The organism is Cupriavidus sp. USMAHM13, assembly GCF_001854285.1.
Classification (GTDB): domain Bacteria; phylum Pseudomonadota; class Gammaproteobacteria; order Burkholderiales; family Burkholderiaceae; genus Cupriavidus; species Cupriavidus malaysiensis.
Genome location: NZ_CP017751.1, coordinates 1,365,555 through 1,380,228 on the forward strand (window position 1 = coordinate 1,365,555; position 14,674 = coordinate 1,380,228).

Annotated in this window: 11 protein-coding genes; 7 read left to right on the forward strand and 4 right to left on the reverse strand. The window is 69.4% G+C overall.

The features are described from left to right. Positions 1-11: 11 nt before the first annotated feature. The 5 genes from BKK81_RS06055 (at position 12) to BKK81_RS36965 (ending at position 7,482) form a co-directional block, all read left to right on the forward strand. A complete protein-coding gene (locus tag BKK81_RS06055; RefSeq protein WP_071011362.1) occupies positions 12-1,181 on the forward strand; it encodes an efflux RND transporter periplasmic adaptor subunit in 1,170 nt (389 codons plus the stop codon). Between the two features lies 1 nt (position 1,182). Next, a complete protein-coding gene (locus tag BKK81_RS06060; protein ID WP_071011364.1) occupies positions 1,183-4,284 on the forward strand; it encodes an efflux RND transporter permease subunit in 3,102 nt (1,033 codons plus the stop codon). Between the two features lie 46 nt (positions 4,285-4,330). Next, positions 4,331-4,903 (forward strand): DUF4337 domain-containing protein, encoded by a 573-nt coding sequence (locus BKK81_RS06065; RefSeq protein WP_071011365.1) that lies wholly within the window; start codon positions 4,331-4,333, stop codon positions 4,901-4,903. A 130-nt stretch (positions 4,904-5,033) separates the two neighbouring features. Further along, the gene (locus BKK81_RS06070; RefSeq protein ID WP_071011367.1) at positions 5,034-6,596 is read left to right on the forward strand and encodes a sensor domain-containing diguanylate cyclase; all 1,563 of its coding nucleotides are present in this window, start codon (positions 5,034-5,036) and stop codon (positions 6,594-6,596) included. Between the two features lie 316 nt (positions 6,597-6,912). Beyond that, the gene (locus BKK81_RS36965; RefSeq protein WP_231907984.1) at positions 6,913-7,482 is read left to right on the forward strand and encodes a helix-turn-helix domain-containing protein; all 570 of its coding nucleotides are present in this window, start codon (positions 6,913-6,915) and stop codon (positions 7,480-7,482) included. 28 nt (positions 7,483-7,510) lie between these two features. Here the strand turns inward: BKK81_RS36965 and BKK81_RS06080 are convergent, their stop codons facing one another. Both BKK81_RS06080 and BKK81_RS06085 read right to left on the reverse strand, forming a co-directional pair. Beyond that, positions 7,511-9,226 carry an N-acyl-D-amino-acid deacylase family protein gene (locus tag BKK81_RS06080; protein ID WP_071011370.1) on the reverse strand — a complete coding sequence of 572 codons (1,716 nt, stop codon included), beginning with the start codon at positions 9,224-9,226 and terminating at the stop codon, positions 7,511-7,513. Positions 9,227-9,312: 86 nt separating this feature from the next. After that, positions 9,313-10,416, reverse strand: a complete 1,104-nt coding sequence (locus BKK81_RS06085) for a Bug family tripartite tricarboxylate transporter substrate binding protein (RefSeq protein WP_083383967.1) — start codon at positions 10,414-10,416, stop codon at positions 9,313-9,315. A 213-nt stretch (positions 10,417-10,629) separates the two neighbouring features. On the opposite strand from BKK81_RS06085, the gene BKK81_RS34085 reads away from it, so the two are divergent. Continuing rightward, positions 10,630-11,514: a LysR family transcriptional regulator gene (locus tag BKK81_RS34085; RefSeq protein ID WP_162287343.1), complete on the forward strand. Its 885-nt coding sequence runs from the start codon at positions 10,630-10,632 to the stop codon at positions 11,512-11,514. 36 nt (positions 11,515-11,550) lie between these two features. Here the strand turns inward: BKK81_RS34085 and BKK81_RS06095 are convergent, their stop codons facing one another. Continuing rightward, the gene (locus tag BKK81_RS06095) at positions 11,551-12,519 is read right to left on the reverse strand and encodes an NAD-dependent epimerase/dehydratase family protein (RefSeq protein WP_071011373.1); all 969 of its coding nucleotides are present in this window, start codon (positions 12,517-12,519) and stop codon (positions 11,551-11,553) included. A 115-nt stretch (positions 12,520-12,634) separates the two neighbouring features. Between BKK81_RS06095 and BKK81_RS06100 the strand changes: the two genes are divergently transcribed. After that, entirely contained in the window at positions 12,635-13,543 is a 909-nt protein-coding gene (locus tag BKK81_RS06100) for a LysR family transcriptional regulator (RefSeq protein ID WP_071016140.1), read from the forward strand. A gap of 327 nt (positions 13,544-13,870) precedes the next feature. Here the strand turns inward: BKK81_RS06100 and BKK81_RS06105 are convergent, their stop codons facing one another. Beyond that, positions 13,871-14,611 (reverse strand): SGNH/GDSL hydrolase family protein, encoded by a 741-nt coding sequence (locus BKK81_RS06105; RefSeq protein ID WP_071011374.1) that lies wholly within the window; start codon positions 14,609-14,611, stop codon positions 13,871-13,873. Between the last annotated feature and the right edge of the window lie 63 nt (positions 14,612-14,674).

Here is a 14,674-nt window from a genome sequence, read left to right on the forward strand (position 1 = left end):
GATCTGAGCGGATGAACAAGAACCTGATGATGGGCGCCGGCCTGGTGGTGGCGCTGGCATGCGGCGCCGTGGGCGGCAATTTCTGGGCGCAGCGCAATGCCGGACAGGTGCCGGGCGCTGCCGGCAAGCCGACGGCGCTGGCCGACGCGGCGGCCGGACAGGCCGCGCAGCCGCGCGCGCGCGCCATCCCCACCACGCTGGCGCTGCCCGAAGGCGGCTTCGACCCGAAGATCGTGCAGAGCGCGACCTTCAGCGCGCAGCCGGTGCGGGTGGACATGCCGACGCCGGGCCGGCTGGCCTACAACGTGCAGCAGGCCAAGCTGGCCTCGGCGCGGGTGGCGGGCCGGGTGGAACGCATCCTGGTGTACGAGGGCGCCAAGGTGCGCGCCGGCCAGCCGCTGGCCGAGCTGTACTCGCCCGAGTACATCGCGGCGCAGAACGAGTTCCTGCTGTCGCACAATGCCTACCACACCTTGTCGAGCAGCGACCTGAAGGAGCTGCTGGACGATGCGCGCCAGACCATGCAGTCGGCCGAGAACAAGCTGCGCGTGCTGGGCGCGAGCAGCGAGGACATCGCGCGCATCCGCGAGCGCGGCACGGTCAGCGAGACGCTGACGATCCGGGCGCCGATCAGCGGCACCATCGTCAAGCGCGAGATGGACCAGGGCTCCTACCTGAACGTGGGCGACGCGCTGATGAGCGTGATCGACACCAGCTCGGTCTGGTTCACCGGCAACCTGTACGAGCACGATATCCGCAACGTCAAGCTGGGCCAGGCCATCGAGATCGAGACGGCGGCCTACCCGGGGCGGCGCTACACCGGCCGGGTGAGCTTCATCGCGCCGAACGTCGATGCCGACACGCATACGCTGCAGGTGCGCTGCGACGTGCCCAACCCGGACGGGCTGCTCAAGCCGGAGATGTACGCCACCGCGCGCATCGTGACCGGCAGCCGGCAGGCGCTGGTGGTGCCGCAGTCGGCCATCGTCAAGGACCAGGGCAAGCTGGTGCTGCTGACGCAGCCGGACGCGCAGCACGTGCGCCGGCAGGTGGTGCAGGGCATGCCGCAGGGTGACGGCATGTTCGCCGTGACCGACGGCGTGCCGCTGGCGCAGCCGCTCAAGGTGTTCACGCAAGGGGGCATGCTGCTCAACGAGATGCTGCTCAAGCAGGAGTCCTGAGATGGCGTTCACCCCGATCCGCGCCATCCTCAAGCGCCGCCTGATGATCGTCTTCCTGGCCGTCGCCCTGCTGGTGGCCGGGGTCCTGAGTTTCCTGCGCCTGCCGCTGCAGGCCTATCCCGGCGTGGCGCCGGTGACGGTGCAGGCCATCACGCAATGGCCGGGCCGCAGCACGGTGGAGGTGGAGCAGCAGATCACCATCCCGGTGGAGAACGCGCTGGCCAGCGTGCCGGACGTGCAGTCCTTCCGCTCGGTGTCGCTGTTCGGGCTGTCGGTGGTGACGGTGAAGTTCAAGGAAGGCGTCGACAACTTCAAGGCGCGCCAGAACTTCGTCACCTACCTGTCGCAGGCCAACCTGCCGCAAGGCGTGCAGGCCGCGCTGTCGCCCGACAGCGATGCCACTGGCGAGATCATGCGCTTCCGCCTGGAGGGCGACGGCGTGGACCTGACCACGCTCAAGACCGTCCAGGACTACACCGTCTACAAGGAAATCAAGCACATCCCCGGCGTGGCGGACGTGTCCGCCTTCGGCGGCATGGTCAAGCAGTACCAGATCGTGCCGACGCCGGAGAAGATGCAGGCCTACGGCCTCACGCTCAAGCAGGTCATCGACGCGGTGACCAATGCCAACGCCAACACCGGCGGCGGGCTGATGAAGGCCGGCGAGCAGCAGTTCGTGGTGCGCGGCGTGGGCCTGCTGCAGACGCTGGAGGATATCCGCAACGTCACCGTGGCGACGACCAACGGCGTGCCGGTGCGCGTGCGCGACATCGCCGAGGTGCGCGAGGGCCATGCGCAGCGCCTGGGCATGGTGCAGTTCGATCGCCAGGACGATGTGGTCGAGGGCATCGTGCTGCTCAAGCGCGACGACAACGCCTCCGAAGTGCTGGCCCGGGTGCGCGACAAGATCGCGGACCTGAACGAGAACACGCTGCCCAAGCATATCCAGATCAAGCCCTTCTATGACCGGCAGAACCTGCTGGATCTCACCATGGGCACGGTGGAGCATGCGCTGTTCGTCGGCATCTCGCTGGTGCTGATCGTGCTGTTCGTCTTCCTCGGCAGCTTCCGCGCCGCCGCGGTGGTGGCGGCGGTGATCCCGCTGGCGCTGTGCGTGTCCTTCATCAACATGGACCACTTCAAGGTGCCGGCCAACCTGATCTCGCTCGGCGCCATCGACTTCGGCCTGATCGTGGACGCGGCGGTGATCGTGATGGAAAACATCATGCGCCACCTGGAGGAAGGCCAGTCGAACACAGAGGAAGCCATCGTCAAGGCCACCAGCGAAGTGCAGCGGGCCATGATCTTCTCCACCGGCATCATCATCGTGGCCTACTCGCCGCTGTTCTTCATGGGCGGGGTGGAGGGCATCATCTTCAAGCCGATGGCCTTCACCATGGGCTTCGCGCTGCTGGCTTCGATCGTGCTGGCGCTGACCTTCGTGCCGGCGGTGACCTCCTTCGTCTTCAGCGGTTCGCTGCGGCCGCATTCGCCGCGCTTCATCGAGATCATCCTCAACGGCTACAAGCCGCTGCTGCGCGCCCTGCTCAAGCGCCCCGGCATGGTCTTCCTGGCCGCCGCGCTCGGCCTGGGCGCCACCCTGTACAGCTCGCGCTACCTGGGTACCGAGTTCCTGCCCACGCTGGAAGAGAACAACCTGTGGCTGCGCGTGACGCTGCCCAATACCGTCGACCTGGACTATTCGGCCTCGATCGGCCGCGAGCTGCGCGCCTACTTCCGCGAGCAGCCCGAGGTGCGCGCGGTCTCGCTGCAGATCGGCCGCCCCGACGACGGCACCGATTCCACCGGCGTGTTCAACCAGGAATACGCGCTGTACTTCAAGCCGCGCGAAGACTGGCCCAAGGGCACGACCAAGCAGCAGGTGGTCAATCGCCTGACCAAGCGGCTGAACCGCGTGCCGGGCATCGAGTACAACTTCTCGCAGTACATCCAGGACAACGTCAACGAGGCGCTGTCCGGGGTCAAGGGCGAGAACTCGGTCAAGATCTTCGGCCCCGACCTGCTCGCCCTGCAGGACAAGGCCAAGGAAGTGGAGTCCATCCTCAAGCGCGTGCCGGGCCTGGCCGACGTGGGTATCTTCAAGGAGCTGGGCCAGCCCACGCTGAACATCTCGGTGGACCGCGAGAAGACCGCCCGCTTCGGCCTCAGCGTCAACGACATCCAGACCCTGGTGCAGTACGCCATCGGCGGCGACCCGGTCACGCAGATCCTCGACGGCGAGAAGACCTTCGGCCTGACCGTGCGCCTGAACGACAGCGCGCGCAACAACGCCGACGTGATCAACCGCCTGCTGGTGGACACGCCCGACGGGCAGCGCATTCCGCTGTCGATGGTGGCCAAGGTCGAAGTCACCGACGGTCCTTTCTTCATCTACCGCGAATCCGGCAAGCGCTACATCGCCATCAAGTTCGGCGTGCGCGGGCGCGACCTCGGCAGCGCCGTGACGGAGGCGCAGGAGAAGGTCAAGCAGGCGGTCGCGCTGCCGGCCGGCTACACCATGTTCTGGGACGGCCAGTTCAACCAGATGAAGGTGGCGCAGAAGAAGCTGGCGGTGATCGTGCCGCTCACCATCCTGGTGATCTTCCTGCTGCTGTACAGCACCTTCGGCAACTTCAAGGACGCGCTGATGGTGGTGCTGAACGTGCCGTTCGCGGCCATCGGCGGCCTGCTGTCGCTGCATATCGCCGGCGAGACGCTGAGCATCTCCGCGGGCATCGGCTTCCTGTCGCTGTTCGGCATCGCCATCCAGGACGGGGTGATCCTGATCTCCTACATCAACCGCCTGTCGCAGTCCGGCGCGGACGACCTGCATGAAGCGGTGGTGGAGGGCGCCTCGCTGCGGCTGCGCCCGGTGGTGATGACGGCCATGCTGGCCGGCCTGGGCCTGCTGCCGGCGGCGCTGTCGCACGGCATCGGCTCGGAGGCGCAGCGTCCGCTGGCACTGGTGATCGTGGGCGGCATGGTGACCACCACGCTGCTGACGCTGCTGGTGCTGCCGGTGGTGTTCGCCTGGGTCAACCGCCGCCGTGGCGGCCAGGGCGGCGCGGATGCGGCATCGCTGACGCCGGCCGAAGGGGTGTGAGCATGCGCCGGGCAGGAAAACAGTAAGGCAAGGGAAGGAGGAAAGCATGTCGGAAGGTTTTCACGTGCATGGCGCGCACGACCACGCCCTCGAGCACGCTGCGGAGGCGGGCCATGCGGACCGCTTCGCCGGCCGCATCGCGGTCATGACGGCGATCTTGTCGACGGCGGGCGCGGTGTTCGGCTACCAGGGCGGCGCCACGCAGAACGAGGCGCTGCTGTTGAAGAACGAGGCCGCCATCCACAAGACCGAGGCGGCCAATCAATGGGCTTACTACCAGGCCAAGGGGCAGAAGCAGGCCATCGCCGAACTGACGGCGCAGTTGCCGGGTGTCGACCAGGCGGCGGCCAGGCGCGAGGCGCAGCGCTACGCCGCCGAGAAGGAGGTGATCCGGCAGAAGGCCGACGCCCAGGAGCAGGCCGCCCGGCAGGCGGACGAGGCCAGCGAGGCCGCGGTGCACCATCACCACCGCTGGGCGCAGGCGGTCGTCGCCATCCAGGTGTCGATCGCGCTGGCCGCCATCACGCTGCTGTCGCGGCGGCGCTGGCTGCAGGCCGTCTCCTATGGCGTGGCGACGGTCGGCGGGATCCTGGCGGCGCTCGCGGCGCTGCACCTGTAATCGGGGCGCAGCCAGTGCGGCGGGCGGTGCGGCAGGAAAGCGGGCGCGCCATGCGTGCCGGCCGAAACAGGGCCGGCCGGCGGGGCCCTGCGCGTCCGCCGCCGGCGTGCGTCCCGGCCGAGGGCAGCCGATGCCGTTGAAGCGGATCTCCGGCATCTTCTTCAGCCGGCCGACCCTGTTCATCGTCGGCGCGGTGGCCGGCGCGCTGGCGCTCGCCGGCATCGCCGCCATGGTGCTCTACGAGATGCGCATGGACGCGCTGGGGCGTGCGCGCGACGGCGCCGAGAACCTGGCGCTGATCCTGCAGCGGGATATCGAACGCAACCTCGAGGTCTACGAACTCTCCATCGACGCCGTGGTGGACGGCGTCAGCGACCCGGCCACCCTGCGCCTGCCGGCGGGGATCCGGCAGCGCGTCCTGTTCGACCGTTCCACCCACGCGCGCGACATGGGGACGCTGCTGGTGGCCGACCGGACAGGCGAGGTCGTGTTCGACTCCGCAGGCTATCCTCCCAGGCGGCGCAATCTTGCCGAGGAGGACTACTTCACCGTCCACCAGCGCGCCGCCGGGGCAGGACTCTTCATCAGCCGACCCTTCGTGCCGGGCGCGCAGGCAGCAGACCAGGCGATCGCGCTGAGCCGGCGGCTGGCCGGCCCGCACGGGGATTTTGCCGGGGCCGTGGTGGGCACGCTTCGCCTGAACTATTTCCACCGCCTGTTCGATGGTATGACGCTCGGCGACCACGGTTCCCTGACCCTGCTGCGCAGCGACGGCACGGTGCTGATGCGCCGGCCCTACAGCGTGTCGGAGATCGGGCGCAGCATCGCCGCGGCGGCTTCCTTCAAGCCGCTGCTGCTGGCCAGCAGCGGCAGCTTCATCGGCACCGCGGCGCTGGACGGCGAACGCCGGCTCTACAGCTTCCGCCATATCGGCACCCCGCCGCTGATCATCGTGGTGGGGCTGTCGACGCAGGACATCTATGCCGAATGGCGGCGCCGTGCCTGGGCCATCGGCATGGTGGTGGCCTTGCTCGATGCCTTCTTCATCGCTATCTCCGTCCTCTTCGCGAGCCAGCTCCGCCAGCGCCTGGCGATGGAAGCGCAACTGCACCGGCTAGCCAGCACCGACGGCCTGACCGGGGTCGGCACGCGCCGCCTGCTGGACGAGACGCTGGACACTGCCTGGCGCGCCGCCAGGCGGCAGCGGCAGCGCATGTCCTTGCTGATGGTGGATGCCGACCGCTTCAAGTCGTTCAACGACCGCTTCGGCCATGCGGCGGGCGATGCCGCGCTGCGGGCCATCGCACAATGCATCGCCGCCAGCGCGCGCAGGCCGGGAGACTTCGTCGGCCGCTACGGCGGCGAAGAGTTCTGCGTGCTGTTGCCCGGCACCGGCCTGGACGATGCCATCCGCGTTGCCGAGCGGATCCGCGCCGCCGTGCAGGCCATCGATCCGGCTGCGCTGGGCGCAGGCGAGGACAGGCTGAGCGTCAGCATCGGGGTCGCCTCCTTCGATGGCGATACACAGCGCTATCGCAGCCGGCAGGAACTGCTGCTCGCCGCCGATCATCGCCTCTACGAAGCCAAGGCCGGCGGGCGCAATACGGTGCGGCCGGCGACGGCTGCCGCCACACCAGCCGCCACACCAGCCGCCGGCGGGGGCGCCGCCCATCCTTTCACCGAGCGGGGCTGAACCCCCGCTGTGCCGCTTCCCGCCAGGGGCGGCCAAGGCCCGCCGCGCGCTGCCGGCGGTGCTTGCCGATGGCTCCCGGCGCCGCGCATGTCCATGCCTTTGCGTGCGGGCAGGCCGATTCCCACAAGTATTCCCACAAGTATTCCCACAAGTATTCCCACAAGGCCGCCGGCGGTGCGGGGCAACCTTCGCCCCAGCCCTGACCGCCATCTCCCGTGTCTCATATACCGGGAGTCTATTGTGTAGAATGGGAGCGCTTGGGGGTTACATGTATCGTATTTCTAACAATAATATTTCCAGGTCGGGCGGTGTCGTGGTGCGGTTCGACGTCGTTTTTTCACCCTTTTCGCCGCTTTCGGCTTCCTCGGCCTCCTCGGCCTCCTTGCACCCGGTGGGCGGGCATCCGGGCCTGCCTGCCGAGGCAGGGCAAGGCGAGCAGGTCACCATCCTGACCCCGCGGCAGGCCGAGGTCTACGCCATGCTGCTCGACGGCCAGCCGGATAAACGGATCGCCCAGCGGCTGGTCTTGCAGGAATACACCGTGAAGGAGCACGTCTCGGCGATCTTCGCCAGGCTGGGCGTGGGCAACCGCCGGCAGCTGATCCGGCAGGCCTGCCTGCCCGGCTGCCACACGCCGCCGACCCACCTGGCGCGGCGGGAGCCTGCGCGCGGGGAGGCGATCTCCCCGGCCCAGCTCGGCCTGACGGCACGCCAGGCCGATGTGTTGCGGCTGCTGCTCGACGGCGCAGGCAACCGGGGCATCGCGCGGCAGCTCGGGCTGAAAGAGGACACGGTCAAGGGGCACGTCACGGCCATCCTGCGGGCGCTGAACGCCAGTACCCGCTCGCAGGTGATGGTGCTGATGCGGCCGTTCTCGCTGCTTTAGCCGCCAACCACCAGCCGCCAACCACCAGCTAGCGCGCCCCGCCCGCGGCCCCGCGCAGCAGGCGTCCTGGCAGCTCGCCGGTGGCCTGCCCGTGCTCGAAGATCGGCATGCCGGCCACCAGCGTCGCCACGTAGCCGTCCGCGTCCTGCACCAGGCGGCGCCCGCCGGCCGGCAGGTCGTAGACCATGCGCGGCGCGTGCAGGTTCAGGCGCGCGTAGTCGATCACGTTGATGTCTGCCTTCTTGCCCGGCTGCAGCAGGCCGCGGTCATGCAGGCCATAGAGCCGGGCGGTTTCCAGCGTCTGCCGCCGCACCATCGCTTCCACGCTCAGGCGCGGGCCGCGCCGGCGGTCGCGGGTCCAGTGGGTGAGCATGAAGGTGGGCATGCTGACGTCGCAGATATAGCCGCAGTGCGCGCCGCCGTCGGCCAGGCTGTTGACGGTGCTCGGGGTCTGCAGCATGGCGTGGATCTGCGACAGTTCGCCGTAGGAGTAGTTGAAGCTGGGGTAGTAGAGGATGGCCTTGCCGTCCTGCTCCAGCATCAGGTCGTAGATCACCTCCAGCGGGTCGCGCCCGCTCTGCCGCGCCAGGCTGGCCACGCTCTTGTCCTCGGCGGGCTCGTAGTCGGGCCGTGCCTCCATCGGGTAGATGCGGGAGAACTGGCTGAACATGCGCTCCAGGTTCTTGTCCGCCAGCGTGCGTTCGCCGTGCAGGATGGCGTGGCGCGTATCGGGCTGCCGCAGCGCGGCGATGCGCTGCGCGAACGGCAGGGCCTGCAGGCGCTGGTAGGCAACCGACTGGATAAAGGGATGCAGGCTGGTCTCCCACGAGAACAGCAATCCCAGCGGACGCCCGCAGATGCCGCCGAAGAGCGGGATGTCCTGCGCCCGGGCGTCTTCCAGCGCCGCCAGCAGCGTCTGCCACAGGTCGGGCTCGGGATCGGTCTGCTGCAGGTTGAACAGCACCGGCAGCCGGTTGTGGCGGGCCAGCTTGCGCAGCCAGGGGATCTCGCCGTCCATCGACACATGGTTGGAGGTCATCTGGAACACGCCGTGGCCGGCCGCGCCCAAGGTCTCGCCGAGCGCGCCGATCTCGGCCAGGGTGGCGAAGGTGCCGGGCGGGTACTTCCTGCCCTCGTACTTGTGCAGGAAGGTGCGCGAGGTGGAGAAGCCGAGCGCGCCCGCGCGCATGGCCTCGCCCAGCAGCGCGCACATCTGCTGGATGTCTTCCGGCGTGGCCTCGTCGTGATGCACGCCGCGCTCGCCCATCACGTAGGTGCGCAAGGCCGAGTGCGGCACCTGGGCGCCGATGTCGAGCGCCTTGGGGCGCCGCGCCAGCGCGTCGAGGTACTGCGGAAAGCTCTCCCAGTCCCACTGGATGCCCTCGGAGAGCACCGCACCGGGAATGTCCTCGACGCCCTCCATCACGCGGATCAGCCAGTCACGGTCCTGCGGCCGCACCGGGGCGAAGCCAACGCCGCAGTTGCCCATGATGGCGGTGGTGACGCCATGCCAGGTGGAGGGCGTCAGGTAGGGGTCCCAGGTGGCCTGGCCGTCGTAGTGGGTGTGGATGTCGACCCAGCCCGGCGTGACCAGGCAGCCGCTGGCGTCGATGACGCGGCGGGCGGGACCCGCGCTGCCGCCGGCCTGCTGGATGATGCCGTCCTGGATGGCCAGGTCTCCAGTGCGCGCCGGGGCGCCGCTGCCGTCGACGAGCGTGCCGCCGCGGATAACGAGATCGTACATAGTGGCTGGTAGTGGTGAGTAGTGCGTAGAGTCTGGTGGTGGTCGATGCCGCAGAGGAGTGATGGATGGCGATGGAGGGCGCCGCCTCAGTCCTGGCGGATGCCGGCGCGCCGGATCACCTCGCCCCAGCGCTCGTAGTCCTGGCGCACGATCCGGGCGAAGGCGTCCGGTCCGGCGCCGCTCACTTCGTTGCCCTGGGTGCGCACCAGTTCGGCGATCTCGGGTGAGCGCAGCACCTTGTCGAGGCTGCGCGCGATCTTCTCGGCCAGCGGCCTGGGCATGCCGCCCGGGCCGAAGAAGCCCTGCCAGCCCACGATGTCGATGCCCGGCACGCCTTGCTCGGCGATGGTGGGCAGGTCCGGCAGCACCGCCAGCCGCTTGTCCGCGGCCACGCCGAGCAGCTTGAACTTGCCGCCCTTCGCGCTTTCGATGGCCGAGGCGGTGCCGTCGAAGTAGAGCTGCGCGTCGCCCGCCATCACCGCGCGCGTGGCGTCGGTCACGCCCTTGTAGGGCACGTGCACGATGTCCAGGCCGGCGTTGCGCTTCAGGATCTCGGCATTGAGCTGCGAGGTGGAGCCGATGCTGTAGGAGGCGTAGTTCAGCTCGCCGGGATGCTGCCTGGCGTAGGCCACCAGCTCGCGCACGTTGTTGTACGGCGCGTTCGGCTGGGTCACCAGGATGGTGGCCGAGCGCACCGCCTGCACGATCGGCGTGAAGTCCTTGAAGGGGTCGTACGGCAGCTTGCGGTAGAGGTGCGGGTTCTGCGTGTGCGTCACCACGATGGTGTAGAGCAGCGTGTAGCCATCGGGCGCCGCGCGTGCCACGTCCTGCGCGCCGATCAAGGTGCCGGCCCCGGGCTTGTTGTCGACGATGAAGCTGCCGCCGGTCTGCTCCGCCAGCCGCTGCAGGATGACGCGCAGCGAGGCGTCGCTGCCGGCGCCGGCGGGGAAGGGCAGCACCACGCGCACCGGCCGGCCCTTCTGCGGCCAGTCGGCGGCGGAGGCGGATGGGGCGGGCTGCGCCTGTGCCGTTGCGGTGGCGGCGAGCAGCCAGGCCGCGGCTGCCGTCCTGGCGATGCTGGTGGCGGTCCGGGTGGTGGTCCTGGCGGTCGAGCTGCCATGGCTGGCGTGCCGGCCGCCGCCCGGCGCGCAGCCGGGGGCGACACCCGTACCGATGGGGGCGTGGTTCATGTCCTTGTCTCCTCGTTGTGCAACGCAATGTGCATCGTCGGCTTGGCCTTCTGCGAGGCCGTCATGCTGCCCGGGGCCGGGGCGCGAGCCTTGGCGCCTCGGCGCCCTGGTACCGGGGGCATTGCCAGACCATTGTGGTGCCCGCTAGGATTCAAATCCAATGCATATTGCTGGGCGCAAAACAAAATAAAAGTTATGGTCAGCCTCCGCCGCTTGCAACACTTCCTGGTCCTTGCCGAAGAAGGCGCCTTTTCGCGCGCCGCGCGCCGCCTGCACCTGACGCAGCCGGCGCTGACGCGCAGCATGCAGACGCTGGAGGAATCCCTCGGCCTGCAGTTGCTGGAGCGGCGCCACGACGGCATCACCCTGACCAGCGCCGGCAGCGCCATGCTGGCGCGCGCCAAGCGCGTGCTGGGCGAGGCCGGCGCCATGCAGTCCGAGGCCGAGCAGATCCGCGGCATCGAGGTGGGGCAGGTCAACTTCGGCGTCGGGGTGCTGCCGGAAGCGGTCTTCCTCGAGGAAGTGCTGGCCAGGCAGGCGGCGGAGCGGCCGCATCTGACCGTGCACGCCGACATCTCCAGCTGGGTGCGCCTGTATGAGCGGCTGCAGCGCGACGAACTGGATTTCGTCGTGGCCATGACGCGCAGCCTGCCGCCCATTTCCGGCTACCGCATCATCCCGCTGCCGCCGCAGCACCAGGGATATTTCGTGCGCGGCAGCCATCCGCTGGCCGGCGCCGGTGCCGGCGAGATCCGCGCGCGCCTGCAGGGCTATCCCCTGCTGTCGCCGGAGATGCCGGCGGCGGCCAAGGAGCGCATCGCGCGGCTGTTCGGCAAGCCCGCCTTCGACGAGATCGGCGGCCTGCGCTGCGACAACGCGCCCATGCTCAAGCGCCTCGCGCTGCGCTCGGACGTGGTGCTGTTCTCCACCCGCGAGAACCTGCGTGAAGAGCTGCTGCGCGGGGAGTTCGTCTGGCTGCCCGTGATGAGCGAAGCCGAGGGGGTGCTGGATCTCTCGCTGGTCTATCCGGAGCACCGCTACCTGTCGCCGGCGGCGCGCTGGATGATGGAGCGGATCCAGGCGTATTTCAGGGAGTAGGGGGCGGGAGCGGGGCGCCGGCGGGGCCGGCTCCGCTCAGGCGGCCGCCGGCGCCAGCCTGGCGCTGCGATCCACCGCCGCCAGCGTCTGCCGGATGCCTTCCGCATAGGGCGTCTTGGGCAGCGGCCCGAGCAGGCGCTGCAGCGCGCTGTCGTCGAGGATCAGCGGGTCGGTCAGCAGATAGTGCATCTCCACCATTTCGCGCAGCAAGGGGTTGAACAGGCCGAGCAGGCGCAGCATCGGCTTGCCCACGATGCGCAGCCGCATCGGGCGGCCGCTCTGGCGCTCCATCTCGGCCACCAGCGCGCGCTGGCTGGTCACGCCGGCGCCGGCCAGGTGCCAGATGCGGCCAAAGGCGGCGGGCGTGTCGATCAGCCGCGTCACCACCGGCCCCACGTCCGGCACGAAGACGAACTCGTGCGGACGGTCGATGGGGCCGATCAGGTCGGCCGTGCCGCCGTTGACCGCCGCCAGCGCGGCACGGTGCAGGAAGCTGTTGGCCACGCCGGGGCCGTAGAAGTCCGGCAGGCGCAGTACGGTGGCCTGGATCCTGCCCTCGGCGTGGGCCTGCATCAGCAGGTCTTCCTGCGCCAGGCGCATGCGGCCCTTGAAGGTATGCGGCACGCGCGGATGGTCTTCGCTGACCGGGTTCTGCTGCGCGCGGCCATAGGGGTAGACGGTGCCGATCAGCACCACGCGCTTGACCCCGGCAGCGATGGCCCCATCCAGCGTCTTGCGCATCAGCTCGGGGTGCAGTTCGAACTGCCAGTAGTTGACGCCGACCAGGTAGATCAGCGTGTCGATGCCCTCCGCCGCGGCCCGCACCGATGCTGGCACCTGCGGATCCCAGGCCACGATCTCGGCGAGCGGATCCGCGCCGAAGGCGCGGCGCAGGCTGTCCGCGCTGCGGCCCACCACGCGATAGGGCCGGCCCTGGGCGCGCAGCGCGGCGGCAAGGCTTTGGCCGATGGCACCGGCGGCGCCGAACAATGCAACCTTGGACATGGCAAGACTCCCTTCAGACGACCTGGCGGCCGGGTTGGATGGACGCAGTGTGCGCCGGCGATAGTGAAAAGAAAATCGCCTAGAATCGCGTAGCCACTATAGAAAAATGCATAGCATGTCCGATGCCGAACCGAACTGGGAGTGGTACCGCAGTTTCCTGCAGGTGCTGGAAACGGGCTCGCTGTCGGCCGCCGCCCGCGCCATGGGCCTGACCCAGCCCACCGTCGGCCGCCACATCGACCACCTGGAGGCCACGCTGGGGCTCAAGCTGTTCACGCGCTCCTTCGACGGCTTCGCGCCGACCGATGCCGCGCACGAACTGCGCCCCCATGCCGCCGCCCTGGCCGCCACCGCCGCCTCGCTGCGCCGCGTGGCCAGCGGCCATGGCGACGGCGTGCGCGGCACGGTGCGCCTGACCGCGAGCGAAGTGATCGGTGTCGAAGTGCTGCCCCCGGTCCTGGCCGCGCTGCGCGCCGCGCATCCCGCGCTCACCATCGAAATGGTGCTGTCCAACCAGCCCGACGACCTGCTGCGGCGCGAGGCCGATATCGCCGTGCGCATGTTCCGCCCCGAGCAGGAAGCGCTGGTGGCCCGGCGCGTGGGCGCCATCGAAATCGGCTTGCACGCGCACCGGCGCTACCTGGCCGCGCACGGCACGCCGAAATCGCTGGACCAACTGGCGCACCACACGCTGATCGGCTACGACCGTGAAACTGCCTTCATCCGCCGCCTGCAGCAGCAATACCCGATGCTCGTGCGCGACCGCGTGGCGTTCCGCGCCGACAGCGACCTGGCCCAGCTCAGCGCCATCCGCGCCGGCTTCGGCATCGGCGCGTGCCAGGCTGCGCTGGCGGCGCGCGACGGCGAACTGGTGCGCGTGTTGCCACGCGCGTTCGCGCCGGCCCTGGAGACGTGGGTCGCCATGCACGAAGACCTGCGCGACAGCGCGCGCTGCGCGGCGGTGTTCGCCGCGCTGGTGGCGGGGCTGCAGGCGTATATCGAGGGGAAGCAGCGGCCGGCATGACGCCGTCGGCTGTGCCGTGGTGGCTGGGATCACACCATCGGCTTCGTCTCTATGCTCGCGTGCTGGACTACACCGTTGGCTTCGCTTGGGTGTGGCGCCTTGCTAGACCACCCCTCTCCCCAACCCTTTCCCCATGAGGGGAGAGGGAGCCAAGACCGTGTGCTTGGCGATTGGTGTTGGTGCATCGTCGGCTTTGTCCAGCGCGACGTGATTCGCACCGCGCCGGTCTGCTCCCCTCTCCCGCTTGCGGGAGAGGAGCCGGGGGAGAGGGCCGGCCTTCGCCGGCACCATGGCGCCCGCCTTCCACGAGCGCTCGCCGACCCTGGTTCAGGTGCCTTGCTGCGTCCGCAAGGCGAGCAGGTCGACCACCTGGGCCGCCACCATTTCCACCCAGCGGCGATACTGCAGCGGCCCGGGATGGAAGCGGTCGCGCGCCATCTCTTCCGGCACCGCCGCCCACTGCAGCGAGACGTAGCGGGCCCGCGCCTCCTGGTCGATCCAGCGCCGCAGCAGGCGGTCGAGGCGCGCGGCGTAGCGGCCCAGGTACCAGCGCAGCGGATGCGGCGCGGCGGGCAGGATGTGCAGCGGGGGCAGGCCGGTGACCACGAGGCCGGCGGCGCCGCTGCGGCGGAACAGCGCTTCGACCAGGGCCTGGTAGTCCTTCAGGAAACGGCCGGGCCGGCGTTGCGAGGTGACGTCGTTGGTGCCCAGCGCGGTGACGATGAAGTCGGCGGGCGCGATCTCGCTGGCCTGGACCAGCTCGATCGCCTCGATCGTATTCACGCCGGATCTGGCCACCAGCTGCCAGGTCACCGCGCGTCCGGTGCGCGCCGCCAGCAGGCGCGCCAGCGGCTGTGCCAGGGCCTCGTGCTGCTGATCGACGCCCACGCCGGCGGCCGACGAATCGCCGACCACCAGCAGGCGCAGCGGCGCTGCTTCCGGCGCTGCTGCGTTCTCCTGGCCCATGCGCGGCCCCGCCGCTTCCGGCAGGCGCAGCGCCGTCTTGCGCAACTGGTGTGCCTGTCTCAGCAGGATGGGGCCCAGCACCCCTTTGTAGAGCAGCAGCATGGCAGTGAAGGTGAGTGGCGTCCGTGCCCGGATGGTCGCGGCAGCCTGTCGTGGTGCGCGGAA